This is a genomic window from Streptomyces sp. NPDC053541 (assembly GCF_044544705.1).
Lineage (GTDB): Bacteria > Actinomycetota > Actinomycetes > Streptomycetales > Streptomycetaceae > Streptomyces.
On the sequence record NZ_JBITXM010000005.1, the window covers coordinates 466,598 to 477,794 of the forward strand.

General features: G+C 75.7%; 7 protein-coding genes. 6 read left to right on the plus strand and 1 reads right to left on the minus strand.

What is annotated here, in order from left to right; all coding sequences use genetic code 11:
- The first annotated feature begins 69 nt into the window (after nucleotides 1-69).
- From ACIGW2_RS15860 to ACIGW2_RS15875, 4 genes are all read left to right on the plus strand, one after another.
- Complete coding sequence (locus ACIGW2_RS15860; RefSeq protein ID WP_391656354.1) at nucleotides 70-1,680, plus strand: alkaline phosphatase D family protein; 1,611 nt, start codon at nucleotides 70-72, stop codon at nucleotides 1,678-1,680.
- 158 nt (nucleotides 1,681-1,838) lie between these two features.
- The gene (locus ACIGW2_RS15865) at nucleotides 1,839-3,242 is read left to right on the plus strand and encodes an SWIM zinc finger family protein (RefSeq protein ID WP_399844015.1); all 1,404 of its coding nucleotides are present in this window, start codon (nucleotides 1,839-1,841) and stop codon (nucleotides 3,240-3,242) included.
- Nucleotides 3,243-3,298: 56 nt separating this feature from the next.
- Nucleotides 3,299-6,049 carry a DUF6493 family protein gene (locus tag ACIGW2_RS15870; protein ID WP_399844016.1) on the plus strand — a complete coding sequence of 917 codons (2,751 nt, stop codon included), beginning with the start codon at nucleotides 3,299-3,301 and terminating at the stop codon, nucleotides 6,047-6,049.
- Nucleotides 6,050-6,137: 88 nt separating this feature from the next.
- Nucleotides 6,138-7,628, plus strand: a complete 1,491-nt coding sequence (locus ACIGW2_RS15875; RefSeq protein ID WP_399844018.1) for a GNAT family N-acetyltransferase — start codon at nucleotides 6,138-6,140, stop codon at nucleotides 7,626-7,628.
- Here the strand turns inward: ACIGW2_RS15875 and ACIGW2_RS15880 are convergent.
- The gene (locus ACIGW2_RS15880; RefSeq protein WP_361588124.1) at nucleotides 7,567-8,775 is read right to left on the minus strand and encodes a PLP-dependent transferase; all 1,209 of its coding nucleotides are present in this window, start codon (nucleotides 8,773-8,775) and stop codon (nucleotides 7,567-7,569) included. The genes ACIGW2_RS15875 and ACIGW2_RS15880 overlap by 62 nt on opposite strands.
- Nucleotides 8,776-8,841: 66 nt before the next feature.
- Between ACIGW2_RS15880 and ACIGW2_RS15885 the strand changes: the two genes are divergently transcribed.
- Together ACIGW2_RS15885 and ACIGW2_RS15890 are read left to right on the plus strand one after the other, a co-directional pair.
- Nucleotides 8,842-9,354, plus strand: a complete 513-nt coding sequence (locus ACIGW2_RS15885; RefSeq protein WP_361587957.1) for an Lrp/AsnC family transcriptional regulator — start codon at nucleotides 8,842-8,844, stop codon at nucleotides 9,352-9,354.
- 32 nt (nucleotides 9,355-9,386) lie between these two features.
- The gene (locus ACIGW2_RS15890; RefSeq protein WP_399844021.1) at nucleotides 9,387-11,120 is read left to right on the plus strand and encodes a DUF885 domain-containing protein; all 1,734 of its coding nucleotides are present in this window, start codon (nucleotides 9,387-9,389) and stop codon (nucleotides 11,118-11,120) included.
- Nucleotides 11,121-11,197: the final 77 nt, after the last annotated feature.

Sequence of the window (11,197 nt, forward strand, 5' to 3'; positions counted from 1 at the left end):
CGCGGCCCGGGTCCCCGGAGCCGTGGCCGGGGCGACGGTCCCGGTCCGCAGACCCCTTGGAGGCGTTCGATGTCCCAGCCCACCCCCGGCCCGGCGGCCGGCGGCCCGGCACCCGCCCGTCGTACGGTCCTGCGCGGCTCGCTCGCCGCGTCGGCGGCCGCCCTCGCCGCCGGCGGCGGCGCGTTCGCGAGCCCGGCGTTCGCGCTCTCCGGGCGTCCGACGGCCGCGTGGGGCGTGCAGACCGGTGACGTCACCGCGCACTCGGGTCTGGTGTGGGTCCGTTCGGACCGGCCGGCCCGCATGATCGTGGAGACCTCGGCGAGCGAATCGTTCCGCCGGGTGCACCGGCACCACGGCCCGCTGCTCGGCCCGGGCACCGACTTCACCGGCACCACCGCGCTGCGCGGTCTTCCGGCCGGCGAGCAGATCCACTACCGGGTCACCCTGGCCGACCCGGACGACCCGCGGCGCACCGGCGAGCCGGTCACCGGCACCTTCCGCACCGCCCCGGTGCGGCGCCGCGACGGGGTGCGCTTCCTGTGGTCGGGCGACATCGCGGGGCAGGGCTGGGGCATCAACCCGGACATCGGCGGCTTCCGGGCGTACGAGGAGATGCGCCGGCTAGACCCGGACTTCTTCCTGTGCAGCGGCGACACCATCTACGCGGACGGCGTCATCCAGCCCTCCGTGACGCTGCCCGACGGGCGGGTCTGGCGGAACGTCACCACGCCGGAGAAGTCGAAGGTCGCCGAGACCCTGGCCGAGTACCGGGGCAACTTCCGCTACAACCTGCTCGACCACAACGTGCGCGCCTTCAACGCGCAGGTGCCGACCATCGTGCAGTGGGACGACCACGAGGTGCGCAACAACTGGTACCCGGGCCAGATCCTCGACGACCCGCGCTACACCGAGAAGGACGTGGACGTCCTGGCGGCCCGCGCCTCGCGCGCCTTCGCCGAGTACTTCCCGGTCTCCACGCTGCACGCGCGCGTGGGCGAGACCCGCGCCGAGGGCCGGATGCACCGGGTGGTGCACCACGGTCCGCTGCTCGACGTGTTCGTGCTCGACATGCGCTCGTACCGCAACGCCAACTCGCCGGGCCGGCAGGCCGACGACACCACCGGCATCCTGGGCGCGGAGCAGCTGGAGTGGCTGAAGCGGGAGCTGTCGCGCTCGCGTGCGGTGTGGAAGGTGCTCGCCGCCGACATGCCGCTGGGCCTCGTGGTCACCGACGGGGCGACCGACTTCGAGGCGGTCGCGCAGGGCGACCCGGGCGCGCCGCTCGGCCGCGAGCTGCAGATCGCCGAGCTGCTGCGCTTCATCAAGCACCGCCGCATCACCGGCACGCTGTGGCTCACCGCCGACGTGCACTACACCTCGGCGCAGCACTACGCGCCGGAGCGCGCGGCCTTCAAGGACTTCGCCCCGTTCTGGGAGTTCGTCTCGGGCCCGCTCGCGGCCGGCGCCTTCCCGGCCAACAAGCTGGACGCCACCTTCGGCCCGGACCGCGTCTTCGTCCGCGCCCCGGAGCGGGCCAACCTCTCGCCGATGGAGACCCCGCAGCACTTCGGCGAGGTCGACATCGACGGCGACAGCGGGGAACTGACGGTGCGCCTGCGGGCGGAGGGCGGTCTCGTGCTGTTCAGCCGGACGCTCCAGCCGGGGCGCGTGGGGCAGTAGGCACGGCACCGGGGCCCGGCCGGACGGGGGCGCGTCCGACCGGGCCCGGCGCTCGGCCGGGGGCCGGGGGCCGGGGGCTCGGGCTCGGGCTCGGGCTCGGGCTCGGGCTCGGGCTCGGGCTCGGGCGATTGTCAGTGGTGGGTCCTACGGTCGTTCCCATGACGCGATCCCTGACTGCGCTCGCCTACGCACGCCCGTCCGTCCTGGAGACCGCCGGCTCCGGGCGGTCGCTCGGCCTGGAGACCTCGGGAGGCCGCACGCCGCGCGGCGCCGAGGCCCGGCCCCGGTTCTTCTCCGGGTTCCTCAGCTCGCCGCAGATCGCCGCGCGCGGGCTGCTCGCCGTGGCCGACGTGGCGGCGGCGCGCTACCACCAGCGGATGCGACCCGGTTCGCTGGACCCGGTGGTGACGGGCAACGGGGACCGGCTGCGCTTCGAGTCCTTCTCGGGCTGCGGCGGGGTGTACGCGCGTCTGGACGTGCTGAGCGCCGGTCTCGACGGGGCGGAGACCGGACACGGCACCACCAACGTCGACGTCAACAACCCGCTGCGGGAGGCCCTGTCGCGCCTGACCGGCACCGACCCGCTGCATCTGCGGGTCGGGCCGGACGAGTTGGCGGTGACCACCCTGGACGGCCCGGTCGCCGAGAAGAAGGTGCCGCTGCCGGACCGCTGGCTGCGCGGCTTCGCCGAGGCGCAGGTCTCGTCCGCCGGCTTCGACCTGCGGGCCGAGCTGTCCGGTGCCGAGGCGGTGCGCTTCCTGCGCTCGCTGCCGCGCGGCCAGGCCCGCGGCCGGGGCCCGCTGTGGGTGGTGCAGCAGGGCCGGACCCTGCGCCCGACCACCCGGCCGGTGCCGGGCGCGGTCTGTCTCGCCGGCCCCGACCGGCTCGTCGCGCTTGAGCGGGTGCTCCGGCACGCCGTGGCGCTGCGGGTGTACGGGCCGGTGCCGGACGGGGCGGCCGCGCCGAGCGCCTGGGAGGTGGAGCTGCCGGGCATGCGGCTCACCCTGACCCTCTCCCCCGACCCGGCGCGCGGCTTCTCCGGCGAGGGCGGAGTCCTGGAGTCGCTGGCCACGGAGGAGGCCGCCGGGGACGCCGAGCTGATCTCGGTGCTGCTCGCCTGGGAGCCGCGCATCGACCTCGCGGACCTGGCCGAGCAGTCGGGCCTGCCGGTGGACCGGGTGCGGGCGGCGCTGACCCGGCTCGGCACGGCCGGCCGGGTGGGCTACGACGTGGCCGAGGCGGCCTACTTCCACCGCGAGCTGCCGTACGACGCCGACCGCGCCGAGCGCCACAACCCGCGGCTGCTGTCCGCCCGCGCCCTGCTCGCGGCGGGCGCGGTCGCGCTGGACGGCGAGCTCGCCACGGTCGTGTCCGGCGAGCGCCGCTACCAGGTGCGGGAGGCGGCCGACGGACGCCTGAGCTGCACCTGCGCCTGGTGGGCGGACCACCGGGGCCGGCGCGGCCCGTGCAAGCACGCGCTCGCGGTGCGGATGGCCCGGCGCGGGGTGACGGTCGAGACGGCGCCGGCCTCCGTCGGGGCGGCCACGCAGGCCGCGCGATGACGACGACGGGGACGGAAGCGGGGACGGTACGGACCATGACGGGGGCGGTGGGGACCATGACGGACACGACGGCCACGACGGACACGACGGACACGGCCGCCACAGCGGAAACGGCGGCCACGACGGACACCGCGGCCATGACCGCGGTGGAGGGCGCGGCGGAGCGGCTGCTTGCGGCGGTGCGGGCGGGACGGCACACCGAGGTGCCCGCCCTCCTGGAGCCGCTGGACGCCGCCGCCCGCAAGCGGCTGCTGCCGCGCCTGAAGGAGCTGCGCGCCGAGGTGCGCGGCTGGGACTGGCAGCAGTGGACCGCGCAGACCGAGGCGCGCAGGGCGCTGCGGGTGGCGGGCGCCGCCTGTCACACGGGCCCGGCCGCGGCGGCGACCTGGATCGCCTCGCGGGATCTCACCGGCTGGGGCGGGCACACCGTGGACGGCCTCCTGGACGTGCTGGCGGACCGGGAGCCGGCCTGGCTCGCGGACGTGGCGGGCCGGCTGGCCGCCCGCCCCGGCTTCGCCGACGACGAGTACCGCCTGGTGCGCACGCTGGTGGAGCGCGCGGGCGGCCCGGTGCCGACCACCGAGGGCTATCTGCGCGGCTGGATCCGGGCGGTGACGGACCACCGGCTGACGGCGCGGCTGCGCGAGGACCCGCAGACGCCGGTGCTGCTGCCGCACGTCCTGGCCCTGACGGAGACCCCGGACCGGCTCACCTGGTCGGTCGGGCCCGACGCGCCGACGCACTGGCCGACGGCCCTGAAGACCCTCGCCGACGAGGGCGTGCTCGACCGGGCGGTGCTGGTGGACGGCTGCGTGTCCCGGCTGCTGCGCGGCGGCCGGGCCCGTGACCTGCGCTTCCCGCTGGCGCTTCTGCAGATCCTCGGCACCACGGACGAGGAGCGGCGCGCCCGGGTGCCGGACTGGCTGGGCATGGCGGCGGACGGGCCGTCGCCGGTGGCCGGGCACGCCCAGGCGGTCCTGACCGAGCTGGCGCTCGACGGCGGGCTCACGGTGGGCGAGCTGGCGGAGATGTCGGGCTCGGTGCTGTTCCGCAGCGAGAAGAAGCTGGTGCGGGCGCAGTTGACGCTGCTCGGCAAGGTGCTGCGGCGCGATCCGGGCGCGGCGCCGGAGCTGCTGCCGGCGGTCACGGACGCCTTCGGACACGAGGACACCGCGGTCCAGGAGCGGGTACTGGCCCTGGTGGGCCGTCATCTGAAGCACGTGGACGACGGGGTACGGGCGGAACTGGCGGGTTCTGTCGAGCTGTTGAGCCCGGTCCACCGGCAGGCCGCGGCGGAGCTGTTCGGCGTGGCCGCGGCCGTGGCCGACGAGGCGCCGTACGAGGAGGTGCTGCCACCCGCGCCGGAGCGCCGCCCGGTGGCGCCGCCGGCCGGCACGGTGGCGGAGCTGGTCGCGGACCTGGTCGCGCTGGAGCGGCGTCCGTACGAGGATCCGGAGGCGTTCGAGCGGGCCCTCGACGGTCTCGTACGGCATGCGCACCGGGACCGGGAGGCGCTGAAGGCGGCGGTGCGGGAGGCGTTCGCGGGCTCGCACCGGCTGAACAGCGGGCGGCACACGAGCGCGCTCGGCTCGCACGGTCTGACGACGGTGCTCGCGGCGCTGCTGGGTCTGGTGCGGCCGGGTCAGTTGGACGCCGCCCGGAGGCGTCGGTCGGAGTCCGCGTCCTGTGCGCACACGGCCCTGGGGCAGGTGATCGACGCGCGGGTGTGGGAGACGGCGTGGCTGGTGATCACGGAGAAGCCGGTGCCGTTCCTGCTCGCCGCGCCCACCTGGCACACGGGGGCGATCGATCCGGCGGTGCTGGTGGAGCGGCTGCGGGAGTACCGGGACGCGGGGGTCGATCCGCTGCCCCTGGACCTGGCGCAGGCGCTGCTGCGGGTCCGCAAGGGCGGCTCGGAGGCGGCGGACGCGGCCGCCGGCGCGGCGGCGCTCGGCACCCGCGCGGGTGACCGGCTGGCGGAGTGGCTGACCGCGGACGAGACGCTGTCGCCCGGTCTGCGCTTCCTGGCCCGGAGCGGCGACGACCGCTCCGGCCGGTGGTGGCTCGCGGACCGGCTGGTGGTGGCGGTGCGGGAGCGGCGGGCGATACGGGACGAGTTCCCGGCCGCCTTCCACTGGCTGGGCTCGTCGGTGGCGGAGCACGCGCGCGGCTGCGCCCACTGGCCCGGCTCGGGCCGGCGTCCGCTGTGGCCGGCCGTCCTCCCGGACGACCGGGAGACCTTCGCGGCCTGGCTGCTGCCGGTCCTCGCGGCCGGGGCGCGGGGTGAGGAGCGGGACGTCGCCGAGGGGCTCACCGCACTGGCCGAGGCGGACGGCCCCGTCGGTCCGGCGGTGCACTGCGCGCTCGCGGTCGCGCTCGGTTTCCGGCACGTGGAGGACCGGCTGACGGCGGTGGACGCGCTGCTCGTGCTGGCCTCGCGGGGCGAGCTGGACGCGGGGCTGCTGGGGGCGCGGCTCGCGGAGCTGCTCGCCGAGGGCACGGTGAAGCCGAACCGGCTGGCGGACTCGGCCCGTACGGCGGCGGCGACGGGCGCGTACCGGACGGTGGGCGACCTGCTGCTCGCGCTGCTGCCCTCGGTGCTCGGCGGCCCCGGGCCCGTACGCGGCACGGGCGAGCTGCTCGCGGTGGCGGCGGAGTGCGTGGAGCGGGCCGGCGGTTCCGGGGAGGTGCCGGGGCTCGCGGAGCTCGCGGCCCGGAAGGGGTCGACGCAGCTGGTGACGCAGGCGCGGCGGCTCGCGGTCGCCCTCGGTCAGGGGGCCGATCAGGACCGATCGGAAACTGCTTGAAATCGCCATCAATGCCCCGGATCGGCGCTTAACCCGTCAGTCACAAGGCGTTCGTGATCACGCAACACCGCTGGGTCACAGTGAGGTCATGACGCCCGACATGTCACACCGGAACAACGCCCGCCGCCTCCACCACTGGCGGCACGACCTCATCGAACTGGCCGCGCTGTTCACCGCCGTGGTGGTGGCCGACTCGATCGCCAAGACCGTGGTGAAGGGCCCGGACGGCCCCTACCTGCTGGTGTTCTCGGCGATCGCGCTGGTCGCCACGGCCGCCTTCCACACCTGGTGGGCCCGGCGGCACAGCCATGCGCCGCCCGCCGACGATCCCGGCGGCAGCGGGGCGTCGGCCCCGCTGCCGCCGGACGCGGTTCCCGGCAGTGCCCCCACCCCCGTGGGGGACTCCGCCGGAACGGCCACGACCCTGTGGCGGCTGCGGACCACGGTCCGCGACGCCCCGGGCAGCCTGGCCGCGCTGTGCGCGGTGCTGGCCCGGCACGGGGTCGACATCCTGACCCTGCAGACGCACCCGCTGGCCGTGGGCACCGTGGACGAGTTCCTGCTGCGCGCGCCCGCCGCTCTGGAGGCGGGCGTGCTGACCCGGGAGATCGCCGCGGCCGGCGGCACCGACATCTGGACCGAGCGGGCCGACGCGCACGACCTGGTCGACGTCCCGACCCGGGTGCTGGGCCTGGCCACCCGCACCGCGCTCGACGCGGCCGAACTCCCGCTGGCGCTGCGGCGGCTGCTCGGCCGCTGCACCCTGCGCTCCGTGCCGGCGGTCTCCCTCAGCGGCCGTCCGACCGGTGAACAGGCTCCCGTGGAGGGGGTCCTGGAGGAGACCTCGATGCGGCTGCGCGACCCGAACGGCGGGACGCTGGTGATCGAGCGCCCCTATCTGCCGTTCACGCCCACCGAGTTCGCCCGGGCCCGGGCCCTGGTGGAGCTCGACGCCCGGCTCGGGCCGCGGCTGCCGCGCGGCCGGGACGTGCTGACCCTGCCCGAGGGCAACGACATCACCGTCCGCCGCGCCGACCAGCGCGACCTGGCCGCCGCGCGGGCGATGCACGACCGCTGCTCCGACCGGACCCTGGCGCTGCGCTACCACGGCCCGGTCGGCGACGCCGACCGCTATCTCGACCACCTGCTGAGCCCGCGCTTCGGGCGCACCCTGGCCGTGCAGACGGCCTCCGGCCGGGTCGTCGCCCTCGGCCATCTGCTGTGGGACGGCGACGAGACCGAGGTCGCGCTGCTCGTCGAGGACGAGTGGCAGCGGCGGGGCATCGGCTCCGAGCTCCTCGGGCGCCTGGTGGCGCTGGCCGAGGAGGCCGGCTGCGACAGCGTCTACGCGGTGACCCAGTCCTCCAACACCGGCATGGTGGCCGCCATGCGCGGGCTGAACCTGCCCCTCGACTACCAGATCGAGGAGGGCACCCTGGTGATCACCGCCCGCCTCGCCGGACGCCCGGCCGGCGCCCGTACGGAGGCCGACGGCGCCCGCACGGAGGCCGACGCGGCTACGCTCCGGCCCGCTCCGGGTCCCGTGGACGCCGCGAGCCGGTGGCGGGCCCGGCGCTGAGCGCCCGGTCGAGGTCCTGCCACAGGTCCTCGACGTCCTCCAGGCCCACGGACATGCGCAGCAGCCGGTCGTCGATGCCGCCGGTGCGCCGGTCCGAGGGGTCGACGATCCGGTGGCTGATCGAGGCCGGGTGCTGGATGAGCGAGTCGACGCTGCCGAGGCTGACCGCCGGGGTGACGAGCCGCACGGCGCCGATCACGTCGTGCGGGTCGCCGTGCACCTCGAAGGCGATCATCGCGCCGCCGATCCGCGGATAGTGCACGCGCGCCACCCGCGGGTCGGCGGCGAGCCGGCGGACCAGTTCGGCGGCGGTCTCCGAGGCGGCCCGGACCCGCACCGGCAGCGTGGAGAGGCCGCGCAGCAGCAGATAGCCGGCGAGCGGGTGCAGCACGCCGCCGGTGGCGAAGCGCACCTGGCGCAGGGTGCGGGCGAAGCCCTCGTCGCAGGCGACGACACCACCCATGACGTCGCCGTGGCCGCCGAGGTACTTGGTGGCGCTGTGCAGCACGATCCGCGCCCCGAGCTCGGCGGGCCGCTGGAGCACCGGGGTGGCGAAGGTGTTGTCGACCAGCAGCGGCACCTCGCCGCAGGAGTGGGCCAGGGCCCGGACGTCGACCTCGGCGAGGGTCGGGTTGGCGGGCGTCTCGACCATGACCAGGCCGGTGTCGGGCCGGATGGCGTCGGCGACGCCGGCCGGGTCGGTCCAGGTGACCTCGGTGCCGAGCAGTCCGGCGTTGAGGAGGTGGTCGCTGCAGCCGTAGAGCGGGCGGACCGCCACGACGTGCCGCAGGCCCTGGCTCGCGCGGGCCAGCAGGACGGCGCTGAGCGCCGCCATGCCGCTGGCGAAGGCCACCGCGGAGTCGGTGCCCTCCAGGCGGGCGAGGGCGGTCTCGAAGCGCGCGGTGGTGGGGTTGTCCAGGCGGGCGTAGACCGGCGGGCCGTCCGGGAGGACGCCGGTGGTGGCGAACTCGTCGATCCGGGCGGCCTCGGCCCGGGCGTCGCGGGACGGATAGGTGGTGGACAGATCGAGCGGCGGGGCGTGCAGACCGAGCTCGGCGAGGTCGTCGCGGCCGGCGTGCACGGCTTCGGTGGCGAGCGCCCGGGTGGGGGCGGACGCGGCGGAGGACGCGTGGGCGTTCCTGGTCATGTCCATGCGGCGCACTGTGAACGAATACCGGTGGGTAGCGGGAAATCGCCGTGCTACGTTCGGCCAATGGCCGATTCTGTCGTACTGGACCCGGTCGATCTGCACATTCTTCGCCTGTTGCAGAACGACGCCCGGAGCACCTACCGGGAGCTCGCCGCCGAGGTGGGGGTGGCTCCGTCCACCTGCCTGGACCGGGTGGCCCGGCTGCGCCGCAGCGGCGTGATCCTCGGACACCGCCTACAGCTGAATCCGGCCAAACTCGGCCGTGGCCTCGAAGCCCTGCTGCTCGTCCAGGTGCGCCCGCACCGACGCGAACTCATCGGCCCGTTCGTCGAGCGGGTGCGCGCCCTGCCGGAGTCCCGGGCTCTGTTCCATCTCACCGGCCCCGACGACTACTTGGTCCACGTGGCCGTCGCCGACCCCGCTGACCTGCAGCGACTCGTGCTGGACGCGTTCACCTCACGGCGCGAGGTGGCCCGGGTGGAAACCCGCCTGATCTTCCAGCAGTGGGAGTGCGGACCGCTGCTTCCACCGGTCCCGGGCGCTCAGTTGTCGCCGACCGAGATCGAACGAGGGTGACGCGGACGCCCCGTACGGGCCAGGATTGGCCCATGCCAGAGTCTTCCAGCACCGCGCTCCCCCGCCAGGTCGCCGACGACTACGTCGACGCGCTCATCGAACTCGACCCGATCACCGGCACCTTCCTGGGAGTCCGCGAGAGCGCGGGGCGCCTCCCCGACTTCTCCCCCGCCGGCCAGGAGGCCGTCGCCGACCTCGCGCGGCGCACGCTCGAACGGCTCGACGCGGCGGAGCGGCAGGACGGCGCCGAGGACGAGGCGGAGCGGCGCTGCGGCCGGCTGCTGCGCGAGCGGCTGACCGCCCAGCTCCTCGTGCACGAGGCCGACGAGGGCCTGTGCGCGGTCAGCAATCTGCGCTCGCCCGCGCACAGCGTGCGCCTCTCCTTCACCATGCTGCCGACGGCGACCGTCGACGACTGGACGGCCGTCGCGGCCCGGCTGCGCGCCGTGCCGGCGGCCCTGGAGGGCTACCGCGCCTCGCTCGCGCTGGGCCTCGAACGCGGCATGCGGGGCGGGCCGCGGGCCACGGCCACCTTCGTCGGGCAGCTCACCGAGTGGGCGGCCGGCGGCGGCACCGGCCCGGACGGCGCGCCGCGCGGCTGGTTCGCGGGCCTCGCCGCCGGCGCGGACGCGGCGCTCGGCGAGGGCGTCCTGCCGGACGCCCTGCGGGCCGAGCTGACGGCGGCCGGCTCCGGCGCCGACGCCGCCGTGCTGGCGCTGCGGGACTGGATGCGCGACGTCTACGGCCCGGCGGTCGCCGACGCGCCTGACACCGTGGGCCGCGAGCGCTACCGCCGCTGGGCGCGCTTCTTCAACGGCACCGACCTGGACCTCGACCAGGCGTACGCGTACGGCTGGTCCGAATACCACCGCCTGCTCGGCGAGATGCGTCACGAAGCGGACCGGATCCTGCCCGGCTCCGACCCGTGGGAGGCACTGGCCCACCTCGACGTGCACGGGGCGCACATCGAGGGCGTGGACGCGGTACGGGACTGGCTGCAGGGCCTGATGGACGAGGCGATCGAGGCGCTGGACGGCACGCACTTCGAACTCGCCGAGCGGGTCCGGCGGGTGGAGTCCCGGATCGCCCCGCCGGGCGGCGCCGCCGCCCCTTACTACACCGGCCCCTCGGAGGACTTCGCGCGCCCCGGCCGCACCTGGCTGCCGGTCGACGGGCAGCACCGCTTCCCGGTCTACGATCTGGTGTCGACCTGGTACCACGAGGGCGTGCCCGGCCACCACCTGCAGATCGCCCAGTGGGTGCACGTCGCCGACCGGCTGTCCCGCTACCAGGCGACGATCGGCAAGGTCAGCGCCAACACCGAGGGCTGGGCGCTCTACGCGGAGCGCCTGATGGACGAGCTGGGCTTCCTCGGCGACCCGGAGAAGCGGCTCGGCTATCTCGACGGGCAGATGATGCGGGCCTGCCGGGTGATCGTGGACATCGGCATGCACCTGGGCCTGGAGATCCCGGCGGACTCGACCTTCCACCCGGGCGAGCGGTGGACCCCGGCGCTCGCCCAGGAGTTCTTCCAGCGGCACAGCAGCCGGCCGCCGGCCTTCGTGGAGAGCGAGATGACCCGCTATCTGTCGGTGCCGGCCCAGGCCATCGGCTACAAGCTGGGCGAGCGGGCCTGGCTGCTCGGCCGGGCCAACGCCCGCGCCAAGCACGGCGACGCGTTCGACGCGAAGGCCTGGCACATGGCGGCCCTGTCGCAGGGGCCGCTGGGCCTGGACGACCTGGTGGACGAGATCTCCCGGCTCTGAGCACCCGGGCGGCCGGGGCTGCGGGGCGGCCGGGGCTGCGGGGGGCCGGACTGTGAGAAACCCCCGGGAAGACTTGA

Excerpts from the sequence above, each read along its gene's own strand:
- ACIGW2_RS15860 (WP_391656354.1), top strand. The coding sequence starts at position 70 with ATGTCCCAGCCCACCCCCGGCCCGGCGGCCGGCGGCCCGGCACCCGCC.
- ACIGW2_RS15865 (WP_399844015.1), top strand. The coding sequence starts at position 1,839 with ATGACGCGATCCCTGACTGCGCTCGCCTACGCACGCCCGTCCGTCCTG.
- ACIGW2_RS15870 (WP_399844016.1), top strand. The coding sequence starts at position 3,299 with ATGACGGACACGACGGCCACGACGGACACGACGGACACGGCCGCCACA.
- ACIGW2_RS15875 (WP_399844018.1), top strand. The coding sequence starts at position 6,138 with ATGACGCCCGACATGTCACACCGGAACAACGCCCGCCGCCTCCACCAC.
- ACIGW2_RS15880 (WP_361588124.1), bottom strand. The coding sequence starts at position 8,775 with ATGACCAGGAACGCCCACGCGTCCTCCGCCGCGTCCGCCCCCACCCGG.
- ACIGW2_RS15885 (WP_361587957.1), top strand. The coding sequence starts at position 8,842 with ATGGCCGATTCTGTCGTACTGGACCCGGTCGATCTGCACATTCTTCGC.
- ACIGW2_RS15890 (WP_399844021.1), top strand. The coding sequence starts at position 9,387 with ATGCCAGAGTCTTCCAGCACCGCGCTCCCCCGCCAGGTCGCCGACGAC.